The organism is Vibrio sp. S234-5 (assembly GCF_000960595.1).
Taxonomy (GTDB): domain Bacteria; phylum Pseudomonadota; class Gammaproteobacteria; order Enterobacterales; family Vibrionaceae; genus Vibrio.
The window spans coordinates 204801-227616 of sequence record NZ_JZAM01000237.1 but is presented as its reverse complement, the minus strand read 5'-3'; the positions used below and the strand labels follow the sequence as shown (position 1 = coordinate 227616).

22 protein-coding genes and 8 tRNA genes are annotated in these 22816 nt (G+C 48.7%); 24 read left to right on the top strand and 6 right to left on the bottom strand.

All coding sequences use genetic code 11. The annotated features are described in order from the left end of the window. Nucleotides 1-165: 165 nt before the first annotated feature. From UF06_RS15445 to luxS, 19 genes are all read left to right on the top strand, one after another. On the top strand, nucleotides 166-1353 hold the full coding sequence (locus tag UF06_RS15445) for an aspartate kinase (protein WP_045571221.1): 1188 nt from the start codon (nucleotides 166-168) through the stop codon (nucleotides 1351-1353). A gap of 91 nt (nucleotides 1354-1444) precedes the next feature. Beyond that, nucleotides 1445-1642, top strand: coding sequence for a carbon storage regulator CsrA (gene csrA / locus UF06_RS15440; protein ID WP_039430468.1), 198 nt, complete (start codon nucleotides 1445-1447; stop codon nucleotides 1640-1642). A gap of 238 nt (nucleotides 1643-1880) precedes the next feature. Next, nucleotides 1881-1972: transfer RNA gene (locus UF06_RS15435), tRNA-Ser, on the top strand. 31 nt (nucleotides 1973-2003) lie between these two features. Then, nucleotides 2004-2080, top strand: a tRNA-Arg gene (locus UF06_RS15430). Between the two features lie 23 nt (nucleotides 2081-2103). After that, nucleotides 2104-2195, top strand: a tRNA-Ser gene (locus UF06_RS15425). 84 nt (nucleotides 2196-2279) lie between these two features. Then, a tRNA-Arg gene (locus UF06_RS15420) sits at nucleotides 2280-2356 on the top strand. Between the two features lie 62 nt (nucleotides 2357-2418). Then, nucleotides 2419-2495: transfer RNA gene (locus tag UF06_RS15415), tRNA-Arg, on the top strand. A gap of 45 nt (nucleotides 2496-2540) precedes the next feature. Then, a tRNA-Arg gene (locus UF06_RS15410) sits at nucleotides 2541-2617 on the top strand. 64 nt (nucleotides 2618-2681) lie between these two features. Beyond that, nucleotides 2682-2758: transfer RNA gene (locus UF06_RS15405), tRNA-Arg, on the top strand. A gap of 46 nt (nucleotides 2759-2804) precedes the next feature. Then, a tRNA-Arg gene (locus UF06_RS15400) sits at nucleotides 2805-2881 on the top strand. 469 nt (nucleotides 2882-3350) lie between these two features. Beyond that, on the top strand, nucleotides 3351-3608 hold the full coding sequence (locus tag UF06_RS15395) for an oxaloacetate decarboxylase subunit gamma (protein ID WP_039430467.1): 258 nt from the start codon (nucleotides 3351-3353) through the stop codon (nucleotides 3606-3608). Between the two features lie 31 nt (nucleotides 3609-3639). Then, nucleotides 3640-5418: a sodium-extruding oxaloacetate decarboxylase subunit alpha gene (oadA, locus tag UF06_RS15390; RefSeq protein WP_139046372.1), complete on the top strand. Its 1779-nt coding sequence runs from the start codon at nucleotides 3640-3642 to the stop codon at nucleotides 5416-5418. Between the two features lie 9 nt (nucleotides 5419-5427). Beyond that, nucleotides 5428-6558, top strand: coding sequence for a sodium ion-translocating decarboxylase subunit beta (locus UF06_RS15385; protein WP_045571219.1), 1131 nt, complete (start codon nucleotides 5428-5430; stop codon nucleotides 6556-6558). Between the two features lie 123 nt (nucleotides 6559-6681). Next, nucleotides 6682-7632, top strand: a complete 951-nt coding sequence (locus UF06_RS15380; RefSeq protein WP_045571218.1) for an NADP-dependent oxidoreductase — start codon at nucleotides 6682-6684, stop codon at nucleotides 7630-7632. Then, on the top strand, nucleotides 7626-8087 hold the full coding sequence (locus UF06_RS15375; protein WP_039430463.1) for a YqaA family protein: 462 nt from the start codon (nucleotides 7626-7628) through the stop codon (nucleotides 8085-8087). The genes UF06_RS15380 and UF06_RS15375 overlap by 7 nt, the downstream gene beginning before the upstream one ends. 9 nt (nucleotides 8088-8096) lie before the next feature. After that, nucleotides 8097-10955 (top strand): pitrilysin family protein, encoded by a 2859-nt coding sequence (locus UF06_RS15370; RefSeq protein WP_045571217.1) that lies wholly within the window; start codon nucleotides 8097-8099, stop codon nucleotides 10953-10955. A 152-nt stretch (nucleotides 10956-11107) separates the two neighbouring features. Next, nucleotides 11108-12673, top strand: coding sequence for a glutamate--cysteine ligase (gene gshA, locus UF06_RS15365; RefSeq protein WP_045571216.1), 1566 nt, complete (start codon nucleotides 11108-11110; stop codon nucleotides 12671-12673). Further along, nucleotides 12648-13292, top strand: a complete 645-nt coding sequence (locus UF06_RS15360; protein WP_045571215.1) for a hypothetical protein — start codon at nucleotides 12648-12650, stop codon at nucleotides 13290-13292. Before gshA ends, UF06_RS15360 begins: the two co-directional genes overlap by 26 nt. Before the next feature lie 63 nt (nucleotides 13293-13355). Next, on the top strand, nucleotides 13356-13874 hold the full coding sequence (luxS, locus tag UF06_RS15355; protein ID WP_039430460.1) for an S-ribosylhomocysteine lyase: 519 nt from the start codon (nucleotides 13356-13358) through the stop codon (nucleotides 13872-13874). An 81-nt stretch (nucleotides 13875-13955) separates the two neighbouring features. Here the strand turns inward: luxS and UF06_RS15350 are convergent, their stop codons facing one another. Then, nucleotides 13956-15233, bottom strand: coding sequence for a CNNM domain-containing protein (locus tag UF06_RS15350; protein ID WP_039437916.1), 1278 nt, complete (start codon nucleotides 15231-15233; stop codon nucleotides 13956-13958). A 109-nt stretch (nucleotides 15234-15342) separates the two neighbouring features. Beyond that, complete coding sequence (locus tag UF06_RS15345; protein WP_045571214.1) at nucleotides 15343-16137, bottom strand: inner membrane protein YpjD; 795 nt, start codon at nucleotides 16135-16137, stop codon at nucleotides 15343-15345. 212 nt (nucleotides 16138-16349) lie between these two features. On the opposite strand from UF06_RS15345, the gene ffh reads away from it, so the two are divergent. The 5 genes from ffh to rplS all read left to right on the top strand — a co-directional run bounded on the left by ffh (nucleotide 16350) and on the right by rplS (nucleotide 19969). After that, nucleotides 16350-17729, top strand: coding sequence for a signal recognition particle protein (gene ffh / locus UF06_RS15340; RefSeq protein WP_045571213.1), 1380 nt, complete (start codon nucleotides 16350-16352; stop codon nucleotides 17727-17729). A 255-nt stretch (nucleotides 17730-17984) separates the two neighbouring features. Next, nucleotides 17985-18233: a 30S ribosomal protein S16 gene (gene rpsP, locus UF06_RS15335; protein WP_011079541.1), complete on the top strand. Its 249-nt coding sequence runs from the start codon at nucleotides 17985-17987 to the stop codon at nucleotides 18231-18233. Nucleotides 18234-18247: 14 nt separating this feature from the next. After that, a complete protein-coding gene (gene rimM, locus UF06_RS15330; protein WP_045571212.1) occupies nucleotides 18248-18796 on the top strand; it encodes a ribosome maturation factor RimM in 549 nt (182 codons plus the stop codon). A gap of 27 nt (nucleotides 18797-18823) precedes the next feature. Beyond that, the gene (gene trmD, locus UF06_RS15325) at nucleotides 18824-19573 is read left to right on the top strand and encodes a tRNA (guanosine(37)-N1)-methyltransferase TrmD (RefSeq protein ID WP_045571211.1); all 750 of its coding nucleotides are present in this window, start codon (nucleotides 18824-18826) and stop codon (nucleotides 19571-19573) included. Between the two features lie 42 nt (nucleotides 19574-19615). Continuing rightward, nucleotides 19616-19969, top strand: coding sequence for a 50S ribosomal protein L19 (rplS, locus tag UF06_RS15320; protein WP_045571210.1), 354 nt, complete (start codon nucleotides 19616-19618; stop codon nucleotides 19967-19969). Between the two features lie 236 nt (nucleotides 19970-20205). On the opposite strand, the gene yacG is transcribed toward rplS, so the two are convergent. The 4 genes from yacG to UF06_RS15300 all read right to left on the bottom strand — a co-directional run bounded on the left by yacG (nucleotide 20206) and on the right by UF06_RS15300 (nucleotide 22736). Further along, on the bottom strand, nucleotides 20206-20400 hold the full coding sequence (yacG, locus tag UF06_RS15315) for a DNA gyrase inhibitor YacG (protein ID WP_045571209.1): 195 nt from the start codon (nucleotides 20398-20400) through the stop codon (nucleotides 20206-20208). An 83-nt stretch (nucleotides 20401-20483) separates the two neighbouring features. Beyond that, nucleotides 20484-21224: a cell division protein ZapD gene (gene zapD / locus UF06_RS15310; protein ID WP_045571208.1), complete on the bottom strand. Its 741-nt coding sequence runs from the start codon at nucleotides 21222-21224 to the stop codon at nucleotides 20484-20486. A 32-nt stretch (nucleotides 21225-21256) separates the two neighbouring features. Then, nucleotides 21257-21865, bottom strand: a complete 609-nt coding sequence (gene coaE, locus UF06_RS15305) for a dephospho-CoA kinase (protein WP_045571207.1) — start codon at nucleotides 21863-21865, stop codon at nucleotides 21257-21259. A 1-nt stretch (nucleotide 21866) separates the two neighbouring features. After that, nucleotides 21867-22736 (bottom strand): A24 family peptidase, encoded by an 870-nt coding sequence (locus tag UF06_RS15300; RefSeq protein ID WP_045571206.1) that lies wholly within the window; start codon nucleotides 22734-22736, stop codon nucleotides 21867-21869. Between the last annotated feature and the right edge of the window lie 80 nt (nucleotides 22737-22816).

Genomic DNA, 22816 nt, shown 5'->3' with positions numbered 1-22816 from the left:
TTTGATTGGGCGTAATTTTTTTCTGTCAACCAAGTGGTTTAATTGGTGCAATTTTAAACGAACCAATCAAATCGCTTGGTTTTTATTGTAACTACTGCGGATGATTTACGGATGTAGATAGGAAGTGGTCCTAATGAGACTTTGGTCTTGGGAAGGTGAAGACTGGTGAAAAAATCCCTTATCGTGCAAAAGTTCGGCGGAACCTCAATGGGTTCAATTAACACAATTCATACTGTGGCCGAACACATCATTAAGGCGAAAAATGATGGTAATCAAGTTGTCGTTGTTGTTTCTGCTATGGCGGGTGAAACTAACCGCCTAGTTGCGTTGGCCAAGCAGGTTGACGCTGTACCAACGGCTCGTGAACTTGATGTTTTGCTCTCTGCTGGTGAGCAAGTGTCTATGGCTCTGCTGGCCATGACCCTAAATAAACTGGGTTATGCCGCACGCTCACTTACCGGAGCACAAGCGAACATTGTGACGGATAACCAACACAATGACGCGACGATTAAACACATTGATACGGCCCCTATATTGGAACTGCTTGAGCAGGACCAAATCGTGATTGTGGCTGGTTTTCAAGGTGTGAATGAAAATGGGGATATCACCACTTTAGGTCGAGGCGGCTCTGACACCAGCGCTGTGACATTGGCTGGTGCGTTGTCAGCAGATGAATGTCAAATCTTTACCGACGTTGATGGGATATATACGTGTGATCCACGTGTGGTTAAAAATGCTCAGAAACTGGACATTATCGATTTTCCTTCGATGGAAGAGATGGCCAGAAAAGGAGCCAAAGTACTGCATCTGCCTTGCGTACAATACGCTTGGAAGCACAGTGTGCCGCTACGTGTCCTCTCTACTTTTGATGTTAACCAAGGCAGCTTGGTGAAGGGGGAAACAGGCACACAGTCGGTATGTGGTATTGCTCTGCAACGTGACTTGGCTCAGATCAAAGTCTCCAAAGAAACGGTGTCTAGCCTGACTAAGCAGTGTCAGATGTTAGGCATCGAAATCTGGAATGTGATCGAAGAAGCAGATTGGGCAGGTATCCTGATAAAACAGGATGCATGTGCTAAGTTGGATCTAGTCTTCAGCGATAAAATCCGTAATAGTGAAGCAGTAAGCTTGCTGACTGTCGTAGGTCTGGAAGCGAGCTCGTTGATGCAACACGCATGTGATGCGCTTATTGAACAAGGGATTGGTATCAACCATTGTTCGGTGACTCCGTTGTCCTGTATGTTAGTTGTATCTCCTGAGAGTGTCGATCTGGCAGCAAATGTACTGCATGATGCTTACATTACTTCTGACGAAGCGTTAAACATTCAGCAGAAACAAGCCTTTTTGGGTTGATTTTCCAAAATAAGGTAGTTTACGAAAATATAACTTTTGTTGGATAATAGTTTCGTAACAAGAAATTTAGAGAATACTCAAGGAGCAAAGAATGCTAATTTTGACTCGCCGCGTTGGCGAAACACTAATGATTGGTGACGAAGTGACAGTAACTGTGTTGGGCGTTAAAGGCAACCAGGTACGTATCGGTGTGAATGCTCCGAAAGAAGTATCCGTTCACCGTGAAGAAATCTACATGCGCATTCAAGCTGAAAAAGGTACTGGTAACGTTGCATCTGGCAACTACTAAACAGAAGCTTTGATTGAATAGGGCTGGCCTGTGGGTCAGCCTTTTTTATTTTAGCGTGAATAAGTTTTCTGTCGATTAGCCTTAGCTGATCGGCTTGAAAAGCTTGGTTTTTATTAGCAAAAGTTCATTTCTCATGCGTTTTGGTTAAATGTGCAACGGTTAGTCGATAGGGCGCTATTTTTTCAAAGAAATTGTTTGACTTATTTTTGGTAAATCGTAATATGTGCCTCCGCAAGACGGTGAGGTGGCCGAGAGGCTGAAGGCGCTCCCCTGCTAAGGGAGTATACGGTTTATCCCGTATCGAGGGTTCGAATCCCTCCTTCACCGCCATTCTTGCGAACATCGTTTTACGATACAATGCGCGCTCGTAGCTCAGCTGGATAGAGTACCTGGCTACGAACCAGGCGGTCAGAGGTTCGAATCCTCTCGAGCGCGCCATGTCGTAAATCGGAACAAAAAACGGTGAGGTGGCCGAGAGGCTGAAGGCGCTCCCCTGCTAAGGGAGTATACGGTTTATCCCGTATCGAGGGTTCGAATCCCTCCTTCACCGCCATTTATTGACAAATCAGTCAATTTTTTTGTTCCAAAAGAAATTGTTTGTGATAGACTTCACATCTCTTTCTGAAGAGAACATTGCGCGCTCGTAGCTCAGCTGGATAGAGTACCTGGCTACGAACCAGGCGGTCAGAGGTTCGAATCCTCTCGAGCGCGCCATTCTTCTCAAGTATAAAGGAACGTTAGTTCCTGATATTGGGAATCCGATATCAAACACCTGCGCGTCCGTAGCTCAGCTGGATAGAGTACCTGGCTACGAACCAGGCGGTCAGAGGTTCGAATCCTCTCGGACGCGCCACTTTTCTTACTCTAGGAAAAGTGTTGAGGTGAAACAAATTATTGCGCGCTCGTAGCTCAGCTGGATAGAGTACCTGGCTACGAACCAGGCGGTCAGAGGTTCGAATCCTCTCGAGCGCGCCATTATTAAGGGACTTTAGTTCCTGATAGCGACTCATTGTTTTTTGTGTCGATATCAAACACCTGCGCGTCCGTAGCTCAGCTGGATAGAGTACCTGGCTACGAACCAGGCGGTCAGAGGTTCGAATCCTCTCGGACGCGCCACTTTTCTTACTCTAGGAAAAGTGTTGAGGTGAAAACAAATTATTGCGCGCTCGTAGCTCAGCTGGATAGAGTACCTGGCTACGAACCAGGCGGTCAGAGGTTCGAATCCTCTCGAGCGCGCCATTTTGACAAAGCCTCGCAGTTTGCGAGGCTTTTTCTTTTCCTGCTAACCGACTTATTCTTTCTCTCGCTGCAAGCGGTTTGATTTGCGCTTCGATTCACTCTTCTCTACTAAGGCGATTTCCCTGCGCTTTGCTACTCAATGAACGCGTTTTTTGTTGCCATTTTGTTAAAATTTGCTGTTTTTACTTTTCTTATTTTTCAAATAGTTATTCTCTTTTCTTTAGCTTCATCGCAGTTTTAGTGCTTTCACTACAGTAAAGTGGTTAATGTCCACCTTAAATCAGAAAAAAGTGGCGAATTGTTTCAAGTTATGTGATCTGTGTGGTGAAAAAACAACCTGTGTTGTGGGCTGTTCGGAAACCTTTATTAAACAAAATTGACAAAATTTAACCGATCTAGATAATCGGTTAATCAGAAGCGCTGAAATAGCGATTCTGATGTTGTCAGGATGACACAGAAAGGAAGCAAAATGACAAATATTGGAAGCCAATTAATAGAGGCGGCCACCCTGATGGTTACAGGGATGGGGGTCGTGTTTATTTTTCTCACCATTCTTATTTTTCTTATTCGATTCATGTCGACATTGGTACCACAAGAAGTACCAGAGAAGCTCGTTGCAGCGAAAACGACTAAAGCAAATCAATCAACCTCATCCACTGTCAGCCCACAGGTTGTGGCGGCAATCTCTGCGGCGATTCAACAGCATCGCGCCTCGATTGCAAAGTAGCAAATGAAAGGATTAAAAGGAGTTTATGAGCATGTCTAAACCACTAGCTATTACCGATGTGGTACTTCGTGATGCCCATCAGTCACTATTTGCTACGCGTATGCGTATTGAAGATATGCTGCCTATCGCAGCTGAGTTAGACAAAGTGGGTTATTGGTCGTTAGAAACCTGGGGCGGTGCAACGTTCGACGCTTGTATCCGTTTTCTGGGAGAAGACCCTTGGGAGCGTTTACGTGCACTGAAAAAGGCGATGCCAAACACGCCAATGCAGATGTTACTGCGTGGACAAAACCTGTTGGGTTACCGTCACTACGCGGATGACGTGGTGGAAAAGTTTGTCGAGCGCGCACATACCAATGGGATGGATGTCTTTCGTATCTTTGATGCGATGAATGATGTACGCAATTTTACAAAGGCGGTCAAGGCGACCATTGACGTTGGTGCGCATGCACAAGGCACACTCTCTTACACCACAAGCCCAGTACACAATACGGACACTTGGGTCGATCTCGCTAAGCGTCTCGAAGATCTTGGCTGCCATTCGCTGTGCATTAAAGATATGTCGGGTTTGCTCAAGCCGTATGAAGCGCAAGAGCTGATTACGCGCATAAAAGCGTCTTGTGATATCCCACTCGCGCTGCACTGCCATGCGACTACTGGTCTCTCAACGGCAACGGCGATAAAAGCCGTCGAAGCGGGCATCGATATTCTCGATACGGCGATTTCCTCAATGAGCTGTACTTACGGCCACACGCCTACAGAAACGGTGGTGGCGATGCTTCAGGGAACCGAGCGAGATACCAATTTGCAGCTCGAACAGCTCGAACCTATTGCGGCTTACTTTCGTGAAGTGCGTAAAAAGTACGCAAAATTTGAAGGTCAGTTGAAAGGGGTGGATTCGCGCATTCTGATCGCTCAAGTGCCCGGTGGCATGTTGACGAACATGGAGAGCCAGCTCAAAGAGCAAGGCGCGGCGGATCGCATTGACGAAGTACTGCAAGAGATCCCTCGTGTGCGTGAGGATCTGGGTTTTATCCCTTTGGTCACACCTACCTCGCAGATTGTCGGCACTCAGGCAGTGATCAACGTGCTCACTGGTGAGCGCTATAAGAGCATCACCAAAGAAACGGCGGGCGTTCTGAAAGGGGAATATGGCGCTGCACCTGCACCGGTCAATGCTGAATTGCAAGCGCGTGTTCTCAATGGCGCAGAGCCAGTAGTGTGTCGTCCGGCGGATTTGTTACAAGAAGAGCTTGAGACGTTGACGGACGAGCTGATAACAAAAGCGAAGGATGAAGGCATTCGTTTGGCTGAAGAGAGTGTGGATGATGTACTCACCTATGCACTTTTCCCTCAAGTCGGTCTGAAGTTTTTGAAAAATCGCGGCAATCCAGAAGCCTTTGAACCTACGCCAAGCGCTGACGATGTCAAACCAGCCGCGCCCGCGAAAGCAAGTAACGGCAAAGTGGAAGCTTACAGCGTGCGTGTGGATGGTCAGGTGTTCCACGTTGAAGTGGGACCTGAAGGCCAGCTAACCTCTGTAACGCCAAGTGTTGCCCCAGCGACTCCCGCGACACCATTGCCAGCCAGTGCCGACGCTGAAGCCGTTTCTGCGCCTTTGGCTGGGAATATTTTTAAAGTACACGTGCAAGCGGGTGCTCCGGTGGAAGAGGGGGATATCCTGCTGATTTTGGAAGCGATGAAGATGGAAACGGAAATCCGCGCTGCCCGCAGCGGCATTGTGCAAGAGCTCAATGTAAAAGAAGGTGATTCCGTCACTGTTGGCGCACCACTGCTGAGTCTGGCATAAGGGAGAACCATGGACGGATTATTAACTCTCTGGTCTGAAACGGGGATCGCGCATTTTGAGTTTGGCCAGATCTGCATGATCGCCGTTGGCTGCCTGTTGCTGTTTTTAGCGATCAGTAAGGGCTTTGAACCCTTACTTTTATTGCCGATCGGCTTTGGCGCTATCTTGGCCAATATCCCCAACGCAGGTTTTACCGAGCCGGGTGGTTTGCTCTATTACGTTTACCACGTCGGCATTGAGTCGGGCGTGTTCCCATTGCTGATCTTTATGGGCGTGGGAGCAATGACTGACTTTGGTGCGTTGATCGCAAACCCGAAAACGTTGCTCTTGGGTGCTGCGGCGCAGTTTGGTATTTTCGCCACCCTATTTGGCGCGATTTTGCTCAACTATGTACCGGGCATGGAGTTCACTATGGCGGATGCCTCTTCGATAGCGATTATCGGTGGTGCTGATGGACCGACGGCGATTTTCCTCGCCAGCCGACTCTCCCCTGATCTCTTGGGGGCGATTGCGGTGGCCGCCTACAGCTACATGGCGTTGGTGCCGATCATACAGCCACCGATCATGAAAGCACTGACCACAGTGGAAGAGCGCAAGATCAAAATGGCGCAGTTGCGTCATGTTAGCAAAATCGAGAAAGTTCTCTTTCCCCTCGCTGTATTGCTGATGACCATCCTGTTTTTACCTTCGGCGACACCGCTAGTGGGTATGTTCTGCTTAGGAAACTTGATGCGAGAAGCCGGTGTGGTGGAACGTTTGTCCAAGACAGCGCAGAACGAGCTTATCAACATCGTGACCATCTTCCTTGGCCTCGGTGTGGGCTCGAAGCTTCAGGCGGATAAGTTCCTCAACATTGAAACGCTCGGTATTCTGGCGTTGGGAGCGGTGGCCTTTAGCATCGGCACTGGCGCAGGGGTTTTAATGGCGAAAGTGCTGAACAAGTTTTCCAAAGAAGAGATCAACCCGCTGATTGGTGCGGCTGGGGTGTCGGCTGTGCCTATGGCTGCTCGGGTGGTGAACAAGGTCGGGCTTGAGGCCAACCCGCAGAACTTTTTGCTGATGCACGCGATGGGGCCAAACGTGGCAGGTGTACTTGGTAGTGCGGTAGCCGCAGGGATTTTGTTGGCGTTAGTGGGTTAACACTGTGTTACGTGAAATGTCGGTCAAATTGTCTTTTCACGGTTAACGCCAAGAAACAAAATGGTTTATAGTCAAGGGGATGCTTTCGCATCCCTTTCTTTTTATCGGTAGAGAATGCCTGTTATGGAAAATAAGCAAATCGTCATTAGCAAATTTGGTGGACCAGAGGTTCTGGCAATACGTAGTTCTGAGATACCTCAGCCTCAAGCTGGGCAGGTATTGGTGAAAGTCTCTTTTGCTGGAGTCAATCCCATCGACGTCAAAACTCGAGCAGGTCTAGGTTGGGCCGCCGCGCAAAACAAAGACAAACTGCCTTGGACACCGGGTTATGACATTGCCGGCAAAGTGGTGAGCTGTGGTGACGGTGCCAACATTTTTGCCGTGGGAGATGCCGTTGCAGGCTTTGTGGGTTTCCCTTTGCAAGGGGGTGGTTACAGCCAGTATCTGTGTGTAGACGAGCGCCAATTGAGCAGAGTACCCGATTCGGTGACGCTGGAAGCGGCGGCGGCCTTGCCGTTAGCCGGGCAAACGGCGGCTCAGGCAATCAATAAAGCGGGCGTCAAAGAAGGGGAGCGGGTCTTAATTCTCGCTGGGGCAGGTGGCGTGGGCCACATTGCGGTGCAAATTGCCGTGGCAGCGAAAGCGGAAGTGTACACCACCTGTAGTGAGCGAAATCTTGATTACATGGCCACGCTAGGCGCGCACGCGATTAACTACCAGTTTGCTCCTGCGTCTGAGCGTCTTCAGGAAGTTGATGTGTTGATCGATCTCGTCGGTGGCGAAGTCGCCTTGGATGCGCTCAAATGCCTCAAGGACAATGCGCGAGTCATCACTGTGCCCACGCTGACGGCGGAGATGATCTGTGAAAAAGCGCACATGCTCGGTTTTGAGGCCTCCGGTATGCTGGTTGAACCCACTCCGGAGCAGTTAAACACCCTGCTGTATATGGTGGGCGTTGGTCTGTTGAAAAGCGAAATTCAACAGGTATTTCCCATGACAGAAGTGGCGGCGGCGCACCAACAGATCGAATCAGGGCATACGCGAGGCAAGGTGCTGCTTGATATGCAATGCTAGATGCTTTTAACCAAGGTTTCGCTCAGTTTGCCTTGTGGTTTTCTGATTCTGCCCTTTGGGTGCTTTTTTTCACTGGTTTTTTAAGTGCCACCTTGCTGCCCGGTGGGTCAGAAGCGGGGTTGATCGCGACCTTATCTTTGCAGCAATTTCCGGTTGTTCAGGTGATTTTCATCGCCACGCTGGGCAATACCCTCGGTGGGCTGAGCAATTATTGGCTGGGTTACTTGCTACCGAATCGAACTCAGCAGGAAAAACAAGGTCATACCGCTATGAGGTGGCTCTCTAACTATGGATATGTCGCGCTTTTTTTCAGCTGGTTGCCCGTGATTGGTGATCCGCTCTGTTTGGCGGCTGGTTGGCTGCGTATGAAATTTCTTCCTTGTCTAGCGCTGATTGCGCTGGGCAAAGCCGTCCGCTACAGCGTGCTGGCGGCTCTCTATTTCGGTTTGTTCTAAGGAAAACGCATGAAAAAATTTATGCTAAGTGCTTGCTCGCTCTTCGTGCTGGCAGGCTGTGCGTCGGTAAAATCGGTTTCCGTTCCCTTTTTCTCCTCGCTGCCTGAAGGCGTGACGTTGGTTGATGAATCAGAAGCGCAATCTGGCAAGGTCAAAATTCCCTACGAAAAATATCGCCTTGCCAATGGGTTAACGGTGATTCTTTCTTCGGACCATTCTGATCCCTTAGTGCATGTGGATGTCACTTACCATGTGGGATCGGCTCGTGAAGAGGTCGGAAAATCGGGTTTCGCTCATTTCTTTGAGCACATGATGTTCCAAGGCTCTGAGAACGTGGGCGATCAGCAGCACTTTAAGATCATTACCGAAGCGGGTGGCAGCCTTAATGGCACCACTAACCGCGATCGAACCAACTATTTTGAAACCGTCCCAGCCAATCAACTAGAGAAAATGCTCTGGTTGGAGTCGGATCGTATGGGCTTTCTTCTCGATGCGGTTTCTCAGCGTAAGTTTGAGATTCAGCGAGATACGGTGAAGAACGAACGTGCGCAGCGCTATGACAACCGTCCTTATGGTTTGATTTGGGAGCGCATGGCCGAAGCTATGTATCCGGAAGGTCACCCTTATTCTTGGCAAACTATTGGTTATGTTGAAGATCTTGACCGTGTGGATGTCAACGATCTGAAAGCCTTCTTCTTGCGCTGGTATGGGCCAAACAATGCGGTGATCACCATTGGTGGCGACATTGATACCGAGCAAACTTTGCAGTGGGTGAACAAATATTTTGGCTCGATTCCCCGTGGTCCAGAGGTAGAAAACGCACCGAAGCAACCTGCCACACTGGTCGAAAACCGCTTTATCACTTTAGAAGATCGCATTCGTCAGCCGATGGTGATGATTGGTTGGCCGACAACTTACAATGGCGAAGAACATCAAGCGTCCTTGGATGCGCTGGCGAGTTTGCTTGGCTCAGGGAATAATAGCTTGCTCTATCAAAACCTGATCAAAACGCAAAAAGCGGTTGACGCGGGCGCATTCCAAGATTGTGCTGAACTCTCTTGCACGTTTTACGTGTATGCGATGGGCGATTCGGGAGAGAAAGGCGATCTGAGTAAACTCTACCAAGAGTTGATGCAGACATTGGCGCAATTTGAGCAGAAAGGGGCAGATCAAAGCCGTTTAGAGCAAATTACTGGCAAAGCGGAAGCGGATGCCGTATTTGCTTTGCAAAGTGTCAGCGGCAAAGTGAGTCAACTTGCGGCCAATGAAACCTTCTTCGGTCAACCCGATCGCATTGAATATCAGCTTGATCAACTGCGAGCGGTGACACCAGAGTCAGTCAATCAGGCGTATCAGGACTTCATTGCTGGCAAAAACAAGGTGACCTTAAGTGTGGTGCCCAAAGGGCGTACCGATTTGGCGGTACAACAAGCCAACTTTGTTACGCCAGCTCGCACTCTGCCGGAATATCAGAAAATTAGCGACGATCAGCTGGTTTATCGTAAAGCGCAGGATGATTTTGACCGCTCGGTAATGCCACCCGTTGGTGAACCCGTCAAAGCGCAAATGCCGGAGCTCTACAAACTGCATTTTGACAACGGCAGTGAACTGCTCGGAGCCGTTAGCGATGAAACCCCAACGGTGTTGATGCAGTTTAAGTTTCCGGCCGGAAGCCGCTTCGAGGCGAAAGGCCAAGAAGGGCTTGCCAAGTTAACCGCGGCGATGTTGCACGAAGGGACCAGCAAGCGCAGCGCGGAGCAGATTCAGGCGGAGCTCGATAAGCTTGGCAGCACCATTTCCGTTTCGGCAGAGCGTTACACCACCAATGTTACTTTGTCTGCATTGGAGAAAAACCTCCCGGCCACGCTGCAGATTCTGCAAGAAATGGTTCAATCGCCCGCTTTCAAAGAAGAAGATTTTGTCCGTGCGCAGAAACAAATGATTGAGGGGGCGGTGTATCAACAGCAGCAGCCGAGCTGGATGGCGTCACAGGCCACTCGCCAAGTGGTGTTTGGCGATACCTTATTTGCCCGTTCCAGTGATGGCACGCTTGCTTCCTTGCAAGCGTTGACACTCGACGATGTGAAAGCCTTCTACCAGTCTCATTACACGCCGCAGAGCGCGCAAATTGTGGTGGTCGGCGATCTGAGCAAGCGAGACGTGAGCAAACAGTTGGCCTTTTGGAAAGCGTGGAAAGACGATGCTGCACCGCTGTATCGTCCGCAAGTCGTCAAAGCGCAGACTGAGCCCAAGATCTATTTGGTTGACAAGCCGGGGGCGCCACAAAGTGTCATTCGAATGGTTCGACTCGGCCTACCTTATGATGCCACGGGGGAAATGTTCCTCGCTCAGTTAGCCAACTTTAACTTGGCGGGCAATTTCAACAGCCGTCTCAATCAAAATCTGCGTGAAGACAAAGGTTATACCTATGGCGCTCAAGGCTATTTCTCCGGCAATCTTGAAACTGGCGTTGTGGTGTTTGACGCTCAGGTTCGAGCCGATGCCACCGTTGCAGCATTGATGGAAATGGAGAGCGAGCTGAGTGAGTTTTCACTCTCTGGCATGTCGGATGAGGAACTGGCTTTCATGCGTCAAGCAGTTGGCCAGCAAGATGCTCTGAAGTACGAGACGCCGGGGCAAAAAGCGGGGTTGATCGGTAATATCTTGGCCTACAGTCTGGATGAGGACTACCTGCAACAGCGCAATGCTTTAGTGGAACAAGTGAACAAACAAACGCTGAATGAGTTATCTGCGAAATGGTTTGATCCGTCTCAATATCAAATGATAGTGGTGGGCGATGCGAAAACGCTTCGGCCGCAACTGGAAAAGTTGAATAAAGAGATAGAAGAGCTTGAAATCATCCGATAGAGTACACATTTAGTAGCGGGGGGAGACTCCCGCTACATGATGTTGGTCTGGATACCCTTTTGTTGGCAGAAGGGTATCCAGACCAATGCAATTTCCGACAATTCAGTTTGCACACTGGCTGCTGCAAGCTTCTGACATAAGTGAATCTCATTTTGACTGATTTTGCTGAGCGACTCGAGTTAGTTGCACGAAACCCTGAAGTGTTCAAACAGTTTGGCCGCGGTGTGGAAAGAGAAACGCTGCGTTACAGTCAGCAAGGGCGAATTGCCACTACGCCGCACCCGCAAGGGCTCGGCTCTGCCTTCACCAACCAATGGATCACCACCGACTTTGCCGAGTCGCTATTGGAGTTCATCACGCCAGTGTCGCATGACATTGATGAGCTGATGAATCAGCTTAGCGACATTCACCACTTCACCCAGACGAAACTTGGTGATGAGAAGATGTGGCCGATGTCGATGCCTTGCTATGTGGAGAACGAAGATCAGATTGAGCTGGCACAATATGGCACTTCCAATTCAGCCAAAATGAAGACGCTTTATCGCGAAGGTCTGAAACGTCGCTATGGCAGCCTGATGCAGATTATTTCTGGAGTGCATTTTAACTTCTCATTCCCGGAGATTTTCTGGGATGCGCTGTATGGTGAGCAAGAGGACGCAGAGCGTCAAGAGAGCAAATCGGCGGCCTATTTTGCCCTGATCCGCAACTACTACCGTTTTGGCTGGCTGATCCCCTATTTCTTTGGTTCTTCACCGGCCATGTGTTCATCGTTTTTGCAAGGTCGTAAAACCACATTACCGTTCGAGTACATCGGCAAAACGCTGTACTTGCCGCACGCCACGTCTCTGCGCTTAAGTGATTTGGGCTACACCAACAGTGCGCAAAGTGGCTTGAAAATTGGCTTTAACAGCATTGAAGAATACCTCGATGGGCTAGGGAAAGCGATTCGTACTCCGTCTGCTGAGTTCGCGGAATTGGGCGTGAAAGTTGATGGCGAATATCGTCAATTGAACAGCAATGTGCTGCAAATTGAAAATGAGTTGTACGCACCGATTCGCCCTAAACGGGTTACGCGTGCGGGAGAAAAACCGTCAGAAGCGTTAGCGCGTGGCGGAGTCGAGTACATTGAAGTACGCTCGTTGGATGTCAACCCATTTAGCCCGGTGGGCGTCACTGACGAACAAGTGCGCTTCTTGGATCTCTTCCTCACTTGGGCGGCGCTGACCGACTCTGATCCGATGGACAGCTGCGAGCTGGCGTGCTGGCGTGAGAACTGGAACAAAGTGGTGACCTCTGGGCGTCAGTATGGTTTGGAGCTGCAAATTGGTTGCAAAGGAGAGAAACTCACCTTGCAAACTTGGGCTCATCGCGTGTTTGCCGAGTTGCGCCTCGTGGCGGAAGTGATGGACAGCGCGCTTGGTACGCAAGCTTACCGTTCGGTGTGTCACTCATTAGAAACTTGGATTGAGCATCCTGAACGTACCCTCTCTGCACAGCTACTGGATCTTATTCAGCAGCAGGGCGGTTTAGGCAGCACCGGATGTGCCTTGGGCAATGCGTATCGCGAAAGCAATTTGGCTCATGAGTATCGCCATTTTACTCAGCAGCAGATGGAACAAGAGGTACTCGAATCGCGCCGCAAACAGCAAGAGGCTGAACAAGCCGATGAACAGGATTTTGATGCTTTCCTCGATGCCTATTTTGCCTACCTTAAATAGTTTTAGCCGCACCAGGAGTACGAAAGTGCGAGCGTTGGGATTCGTTGTGCTTGGGCTGATGACAGGATGCGCGACCACACCGCCGACTCAGCAAAGCAATCTGTGTGATATCTTTCGGCAAAAGCCGGGCTGGTATGAAGATGCGCTGGAGATGGAAAAAGAGTGGGGCACACCTATTCACGTTGCGATGGCGTTTGTCAAACAGGAAAGTGCTTTTCGCCACGACGCGCGGCCAGCTAAAGATTATCTACTGGGCTTTATTCCTTGGGGACATGTGAGCAGTGCCTATGGTTATGCTCAGGCGCAAGATCCGGCTTGGGAAGACTTTCAGCAAGCGACAGGGCACGGTGGTTCGCGCACCAATTTCGACGATTCTTTGATGTTTATTGGTTGGTACACCAGTGAAACGCGCAAGCAACTAGGCATTTCACTGTGGGATCCGTATCATCAATATTTGGCGTATCATGAAGGGCGTGGTGGTTTTAAGCGCAATACGCATAAGAAGAAGCCCGCACTGCTGCAGGTGGCACGCAAAGTAGAGCAACAAGCGAAAGAGTATGGCTGGCAACTGAAACAGTGTCGCCAGGAGTTGGAAGATAACCGAAGCTGGCTTTTTTAGAGTTTAAGTAAGCCAGTCACGTCCTTCATGCAATGTAGGGACGATGCAATCAGGAGAGATGCAATGCCGTTATTAGATAGTTTTACCGTCGATCACACGAGAATGCAGGCACCGGCCGTGCGTGTTGCCAAAACCATGCAAACGCCAAAAGGCGACACCATTACCGTGTTTGATTTGCGTTTTACTGTGCCAAACCAAGACATTTTGTCGGAAAAAGGGATCCACACCTTAGAGCATTTGTATGCTGGCTTTATGCGCAAGCACCTCAATGGAGAGAGTGTAGAGATCATCGACATTTCGCCAATGGGGTGTCGCACTGGTTTTTACATGAGCCTGATTGGTGCGCCGACAGAGCAAAGCGTTGCTGCTGCGTGGCAAGCGTCGATGGAAGATGTACTGAAAGTGGAAAGCCAGAACAAGATCCCAGAGCTGAACGAGTACCAATGCGGTACGGCGGCGATGCACTCGCTGGAAGAGGCAAAACAGATCGCCAGCAACATTCTCGCCGCGGGTATCTCAGTCAATAAAAACGACGACTTAGCATTGCCAGCAGAGATGCTCAAAGAGTTGAAAGTCGACTAGTTCGCTTTGAGTTAAGAGACAAAGTATAAGGCCCAGAGTATCACTCTGGGCCTTATACTTTGGTGTTGCGAAAAACAAAACTTAACTGCTTTTTCGTTTGCGTTTAGGGAAGACTTTCACCAGCTTAATCCGGTTTTCTTCCAGTGCGACGATTTCCATCGGATGTCCGGCAACCCGCACGCTGAGGTGGCTTTCGGGGATCTCTTCCAAATGCTCAAGGATCAGGCCGTTGAGTGTGCGTGGGCCATCGGTAGGCAGTTTCCACTTCAGCCCTTTGTTGATATCACGAATATTGGTTGCCCCTTCAATGAGAAAACTACCATCGTTTTGCGGGGTGATTTCGTCAGACAGGCTAGGCGCAATCGAGGTCGTGAACTCGCCAACAATCTCCTCGAGAATATCTTCTAAAGTCACTAGCCCGATGATGTCGCCATACTCGTCAACAATCAGGCCAATACGCTGTTTGTTACGCTGAAATTTGAGTAACTGTACGTTCAGTGGTGTGCTTTCAGGGATGAAATAGACCTCGTCAGCGGCGCGCAGCAACGTCTCTTTATTGAACTCGTTCTTTTCTAGCATCAAGCGGTAGGCTTCACGCAGGCGCAGCATACCGACCGCTTCATCAATTTTATCGCGGTACAGCACAATGCGTCCGTGAGGAGAATGCGTCAGTTGGCGTACGATTGACTTCCAATCGTCATTGATATCAATGCCCGTGATCTCGTTGCGCGGCACCATGATGTCGTTCACCGTGACATGTTCAAGGTCCAAAATAGAGACCAGCATGTCTTGGTGACGACGTGGAATGAGATTACCGGCTTCATTCACCACTGTGCGCAGCTCTTCGGAACTTAAGTGATCTTCACCGTTATGCTTTGCCTTGAGGCCGAGCAAACGGATAAAACCGTTGGTAATAAAATTCACCAACAGCACCAGCGGTGAGAGGATTTTCATTAACAGTAGCAAGAGTACGCTACTGGCATAGGAGACACGTTCAGGGTAGAGCGCAGCTACGGTTTTTGGTGTCACTTCGGCGAAGACTAGCACCACCAAGGTTAACACCCCTGTGGCGATAGCAACCCCAAGATCGCCATACAAACGCATACCAAGAATGGTGGCGATGGCCGATGCAAGAATATTGACTAGGTTGTTACCAATCAGGATCAGACCAATAAGGCGGTCAGGTCGGCTTAGGAGCTTTTCTACTCGTTTCGCTCCTTTATGTCCGGTATTGGCAAGGTGCTTTAACCGATAGCGGTTCAGTGACATCATCCCTGTTTCTGAACCGGAAAAGTATCCCGAAATGACGATAAGACACGCGAGTAGCGCAAATAAGATACCCGTAGATATGTCGTCCAAAACTCAATATTTCCTTTTGGTTGGCTTGATTAATTAATGACTGAACCCGTTTCTAGTGTCAACGTCGCACAAAAGATTTTACGTTTGCTTGTCAAAAGTGGCGTCACGTCTATCTCAGAATAATCTCTTTCACAAAGCGGCTACCAAAATAAGCCAGTGTCAGCAGTGTTGCCCCCGCCACGGCAAACCAAGTGACTTTTTTCCCGCGCCAGCCCCGCTGGTAGTGCCCCCACAATAAAATCGAGTAGACAATCCAAGCAATAAAGGAGAGCACCGCTTTGTGTGCTTTCCCTTGGGCAAACATATCTTGCACAAACACAAATCCGGTGATGAGTGTCAGTGTGAGGAGAAGATTGCCGATCAGAATAATTTTGAATAAATGACGTTCTACCAACATTAAGGGCGGTAAATTGGGATTGATCGCCAAAGCTTTCTTGGTTTTCAATTTGTGATCGAGCCAAGCCAACTGTAACGCATACAAGGCTCCGATGGTTAGCGTTGCGTAAGAAAACAGCGCCAGAGAAATATGAACCAGCAACTTGGGGTCATTTTCTAGATGTTTGATAAAAGTGCTGGGCAAAAACGTCGCGGCAGAGAGATTGATGGCCGCAAAACTGTAGACCACAGGCAACAAAAACCACAGGCGGTTTTTGAGCATCGCCGCACTCATCACCAGCGAGATGAGGAAACTAATCAGAGACGCCACGTTCAAAATGCTGAGATTTTGTCCGTAACCTTCGAAAATCAGATCGCTCAACAGCCAAGCGTGAAAACAGAGCGCTAAAACCGCGCTCACCAGCACCGTCTTGGCTTTTATCCCCGTTTGGTGGTAAAGCCCGGGCACTATGGTCGCAATCGCTAATCCATAAAGAATCGTCGCACCGATGGCAATTATGCTGTCCATATATCCGAAAGTTGGCAAAAAGAATGGGGCAAGTATACCTTGCAACTTGGTTTGGGGCTACGTTCAATCATCAACAATGGTGAGAGTTGAGATATTGAAATTAATAACTTACCCCCAATAGTGTGGATTAGAGCGGTTTCGCGGGTATCTCTAGACGATCGGCTAAGGTATACTCACGACAATTTATCGCCGGATTAAGCGAAGAGATAAGCATGTTTGAGAATTTAACGGATCGATTATCCAAAACGCTGAAGAATATCAGCGGCAAAGGTCGTCTGACAGAAGACAATATCAAAGATACCTTACGTGAAGTGCGCATGGCCCTGCTGGAAGCGGATGTCGCTTTGCCCGTGGTGCGTGAATTTGTTGCACGCGTGAAAGAAAAAGCGGTTGGAGTGGAAGTGTCTAAATCACTCACTCCAGGGCAAGAGTTTATCAAGATCGTGCAAGGTGAGCTTGAGGCGGTGATGGGCGAATCGAACGAAGCGCTTAATCTTGCTGCTCAGCCTCCTGCCGTGATTTTAATGGCTGGTTTGCAAGGTGCCGGTAAAACCACCTCGGTTGGTAAATTATCTAAGCTATTAAAAGAGCGCGATAAAAAGAAAGTCTTGGTTGTCTCTGCCGACGTTTACCGCCCTGCGGCGATCAAACAGCTTGAAACCTTGGCAAGTGACATCGGTGTCGATTTCTTTCCATCGTCAGCCGATCAAAAACCGCTTGATATCGCCAATGCCGCAATTGATCACGCGAAGAAAAAATTCTTTGATGTATTGATTGTCGATACCGCTGGCCGTCTAGCGATTGATGAAGCCATGATGGCGGAAATTCAGCAACTTCATTCAGCCATCAAGCCGGTCGAAACCTTGTTTGTGGTTGATGCCATGACGGGTCAAGACGCAGCCAATACCGCGAAAGCCTTCGGTGATGCCCTGCCATTAACCGGTGTGATCCTGACTAAAGTGGATGGTGATGCTCGCGGCGGTGCGGCGCTCTCTGTGCGCCATATTACTGGTAAGCCAATTAAGTTCTTGGGTGTGGGTGAAAAAACCGACGCGCTAGAGCCTTTCCATCCTGATCGTGTGGCGTCACGCATTCTTGGTATGGGCGACGTATTGTCGCTGATTGAAGATCTGCAGCGTAATGTCGACCATGAAAAAGCGCAAAAGCTTGCTCAGAAGTTCAAAGAGAAGAAAGGCTTTGATCTAGAAGATTTCCGCGAGCAGCTTGGGCAGATGCAAAACATGGGCGGTATGATGGGCATGCTCGACAAATTGCCGGGCATGTCGCAACTGCCTTCGGACATCAAAGACAAAGTCGATGACAAGATGTTCAAGCAGATGGAAGCCATCATTAACTCGATGACAATGAAAGAGCGACAAAATCCTGATCTGATCAAAGGCTCGCGTAAGAAGCGTATCGCGGCGGGTTCTGGTACTCAGGTGCAAGATGTTAATCGTCTTCTTAAGCAATTTACCCAAATGCAGAAGATGATGAAGAAAATGCAAAAAGGCGGCATCAAAGGCATGATGCGCAATATGCAGGGCATGATGGGTGGCATGGGCGGCGGTGGTTTCAATCCGTTCGGCCGCTAAACCACGCCGAGTTCTAGCGCTTTGTGCGCTAGAACCCAAACACTGCTCGACCTCTCCCCCCTCATCTATCAACCTGTTATCTTCATCACAAACTTGAATTGCAACTTATGTTGGCGAAAAAATGGCTATTCCCCTTGCATTGATTCGCAATAAGAGTAAAATTCCGGAGCTTTATTTTGGCACGAGACCCCAAACTGTTTAGTGATAGATGGTTTCTGGGGTTAATTTTATTTTTGAGAAAGCAAAGAGGACGACATGGTAACCATTCGTTTGGCACGTCACGGCGCGAAAAAGCGTCCATTCTATCAAATCGTAGTAGCGGACAGCCGCAATGTTGCAACTGGCCGTTTCATCGAGAAAGTGGGTTTCTTTAACCCAACTGCACAAGGTCAAGAAGAAGGTCTACGTATCGACCTAGATCGCGTTAACCACTGGGTTGGTCAAGGCGCGTCTCTATCTGACCGCGTTGCTAAGCTAGTTAAAGACGCTCAAAAAGCGGCTTAATTTAGAAACTAGTTATGTCGATGAAAGGTAAAGAAACAATGAGTGAAGAACGAATTGTAGTTGGTAAATTTGGTTCTACTTACGGCATTCGTGGTTGGCTCAAGGTTTTTTCCTACACAGACAATGCCGAAAGCTTATTTGATTACAGCCCTTGGTATATTAACCAAAAAGGTGTGTGGGTCGAGTATAAGGTCGAAAGCTGGAAACGCCATAACAAAGGTATGGTGGTAAAGCTGGACGGTATTGATGTGCGTGAAGATGCGCATCTGCTGACTAACCTTGAAATCTCCATTGACCCTGCTGTATTGCCAGAATTGTCAGAAGATGAGTTCTACTGGCGAGAATTGTTTGGAATGAACGTAGTAACCACACAAGGTTACGATCTGGGTGTCGTGACTGACATGCTGGAAACGGGTTCCAACGATGTTCTGGTGGTCAAAGCAAATCTAAAAGATGCTTTTGGGCAGAAGGAACGATTAATTCCGTTCCTTGAAGAGCAAGTGATCATTAACGTTGATCGCCAAGCTCAACGGATCGAAGTTGACTGGGATCCTGGATTCTAAGCTCCAAAACCTCAGAGCGAGATAGACATGTGGGTTGGCATTATTAGCCTATTTCCTGAAATGTTCCGTTCTGTTACCGATTTTGGAGTAACAGGTCAAGCGGTTAAGAAAGGTCTACTGTCGATTGAGACATGGAATCCTCGCGATTTCACTCACGACAAACATCGTACTGTTGATGATAGACCTTACGGTGGCGGCCCCGGTATGTTGATGATGGTTCAGCCTTTGCGCGATGCCATTCACGCAGCCAAACAAGCCTCACCGGGTAAGACGAAAGTCATTTATCTCTCTCCTCAAGGTCGCAAGCTCGACCAAAGAGGCGTAGAAGAACTGGCAACCAATCAGAACATGTTACTGATTTGTGGCCGATACGAAGGGGTAGATGAGCGCATCATTCAATCTGAAGTTGACGAAGAATGGTCAATTGGTGATTTTGTGATGACGGGTGGTGAACTGCCAGCCATGACGTTAATTGACGCAGTGTCTCGGTTTATTCCGGGCGTACTGGGGGATTTTGCGTCAGCGGAAGAGGACTCTTTCGCCAATGGCTTGTTAGATTGCCCTCACTATACGCGTCCTGAAGTGTTGGATGACAAAGAAGTACCTGCGGTGCTGATGTCAGGCAACCACAAGGAAATTCGTCGCTGGCGACTGAAACAGTCGTTAGGCCGTACCTGGCAAAGAAGACCAGAGCTCCTGGAAAACCTAGCTCTGACTGACGAACAGGAACAATTACTTGCCGAGTTTATTGAAGAAACTCACTCTAAGCGTAAGTAACCTATTTAATTTAGTATCAGTTTATTCTAGGAAATTTTAAAAATGAGTAACATCATCAAAGCTCTTGAGCAAGAGCAAATGAAGCAAGACCTACCTAAATTTGCACCAGGTGACACTGTTGTTGTTCAAGTTAAGGTAAAAGAAGGTGATCGTGAGCGTCTACAGGCTTTTGAAGGCATCGTAATCGCAATCCGTAACCGTGGTCTACACTCTGCATTCACTGTACGTAAGATTTCTAACGGTGAAGGTGTTGAGCGTACGTTCCAAACTCACTCTCCAGTAGTTGCTAGCATTGAAGTGAAACGCCGCGGTGCAGTACGTCGTGCCAAACTGTACTACCTACGCGACCTATCTGGTAAAGCTGCTCGTATCAAAGAGAAGCTTACTAAGAAGTAATGCTAGAACTCGCGTTCTCATAGTAAAAAGCGGAGCCAGTAGGCTCCGCTTTTTGTATCACTTAAACTGCACAGTTGGCGAAAGGGTTCGGCTTGCTGCCTAGAGTAAAATGGTAAAAACGACCAAATAAAAAAGGTTGACGTGTTACCACCAACCCTCTTCAATCCCTAGCACCTAGCACCTAGCACCTAGCACCTAGCACCTAGCACCTAGCACCTAGCACCTAGCCACATCGCTTAGAACTGCTCTTCCGACCAACCATCACTATCAGACATATCCGGCGCGCCCGGGATAGTGTTCTCTTCATCGGCCCATTCACCAAAATCGATCATTTGGCATTTTTTACTGCAAAACGGGCGATGTGGGCTTTGCTCGCCCCATTCCACTTCCGTGGCACATTGAGGGCATTTAACTATGGTGATTTTTTTCATAGAGATAGAACCGTAAAACGAATGGATTTGCGAACAACAAATAGTAACGCAAAGCGAAATGAAAATAATGAAAAGCGTGAACCTTAACTGCAAACCGCCAAATCAAAACTAACGTCTTGGCTACAGGCTTGACCAGTTTCAAAGCTAATGAACTTGATGGCAAAGCGATTTTTATGTCCGGAAATCATCGGATAAACACCAAACTCCATTGGGATATGCAAGCGAAGGATGTTCGCTTCTTCAGCATCACTTTGGAAAAAACCATTGCGTGCAATCTGGCTTCTGAAATAGCCTGTTTCCCGAGTCAGTTTCAGCCATAAAAGCAGTGCGTCAGAGAGCGGTTGTAGACTATTGAGCCACTTTTGCGCGTCGTACTTTTTACGCTCTAGTGGCAAATGCAGCCAATAATGCAAAGCGGGCAAGTCAAAGCAGCAAGAGCCGCCGGGTAGGCTAAAACGTTGGCGAATCGAACTGAGAAAGCGATCTTCTTTGAGTGATTGGCCAAAACGCTCCGCATGCATCAAAGCGCTGTGAGTGCGATCGGCTTCGTTGAGCAGAGAACGCAGGGTGGCTTGATCCACGCCATCGACATCTAACCAGCTGCGATACAACAGCCGCTGCTTTTCAATATCTTTAGCCAGTTCGCTTTTGAGTTGAATCTGTTCGAAAATCTCCAATAAATCGAAGATCGAACGGAAAAAAAGCTGGTACTGATGATTTTCCGCAAAACAGGAAGCCACGTGAGCCTGCCTTAAGAGTGATTCTACTCTCAAGTAAATACGCGTCTTTTCATTTAATGGATGTTCGAATTTGTGCGTGGTCATCTAACTGGCCTGTAAACGTTTCTCACTTATTTTCACCGATTTTGCTGGCTCATGGCTAGGTACTTTTGATGTAAATTTGTGACTTGCAGCAAAAGATCTTGGTCTGTTGCGCTATTTTTAATCACATCATTCGCGATGGCGAGACGCTCACGGCGGCTGGCTTGTGACTGGAGGATCGCTTTGACCTGCGTTTCCTCCACACCATCACGTCGCATTGTGCGTTCAATTTGCGTTTGCTCATCGACATCCACGACTAACACACGATCGCACAAGCTTTGCAGTTGGTTTTCCACCAGTAAGGGAACCACCAACAGAGCGTAAGTCGATTGCACGCTGCGCAAGTCATCAATCATCTTTTGCCGAATCAATGGATGAAGCAATTGATTTAACCACTGCTTCTCTTCAGGGTGAGAGAAAATCCGTTCGCGTAATTTGGCGCGATTTAAACGGCCATCGGGCAAGAGTATTTCTGCGCCGAAATGGTCAACAATTGCGAAAAGCCCTGGGGTATCAGGCTCGACAACCTGACGAGCGACCACATCGGCATCAACAATATCAATCGAGAAATGGTGATGAAAAAGGTTGGCCACGGTTGTTTTGCCACTGGCGATACCGCCTGTTAAACCGACGACAAACGCCATGTTATGCCCCCATCATTACGCTGAAATACCAACTCATTAACGATTCGCCCCACATTAATGCGACCCAGCCGGCGATGGCGAGATAGGGGCCAAAAGGAAACGCTTTTTCGATGCCCTGTTTTTGTAAGCGAAGTTGGATCAGGCCAAAGATTAGCCCTACCACCGAAGAGAGCAAAATGATCATCAGAAGTGATTGCCAGCCTAGCCAAGCGCCGAGCGCGGCCAATAACTTAAAATCGCCATACCCCATGCCTTCTTTCCCTGTCATCAGACGGAAAAGGTGATAGACAGACCAAAGGCAGAGATAGCCTGCCATGGCGCCAATCACCGAATTTTGCAAAGAGACAGGGCTGATTTCCAGCAGCGCAAGGGCAATACCGGACCAAGTTAAAGGCAGGGTCAGTTGATCTGGCAATAGCATGGTATCGAGATCGATAAAGGTCGCAGCGATCAAGGTAAAGGTGAAAAACAGCAGTGCCAGCGAGTAAAGGCTGTAGCCAAATTTCCACGCCACCAAGGCGCATAGGGTTGCACTGAGCAGCTCAACCGCAGGATAGCGGCCACTGATCTTACTTTGACACTGATGACAGCGCCCTTTGAGCCAAAACCAACTCAGCAGCGGAATGTTATCGCGGATACGAATCGGAGTATGGCACGTCGGGCAAGTGGAACGCGGCGTGCTGAGGGAGAGCGTTTCCTTCGGCGCGGCGATGGCGTATTGAGGAAAGGCCTCGGCACATTCCCGTTGCCACTCCAGTTCCATCATTTTCGGCAAGCGATAAATAACCACGTTGAGAAAGCTACCGACAATCAAGCCAAATAACGCTGCTAGGCCAACATACAGCCAAGGATAGTAGTGCAATGCATCCATAAAAATTGGGTCTCGTGTCGCCACTTTGCTGCTGGCAACAATCAATGATTGAAATATTGACCAATAAGAGGCGACGATGG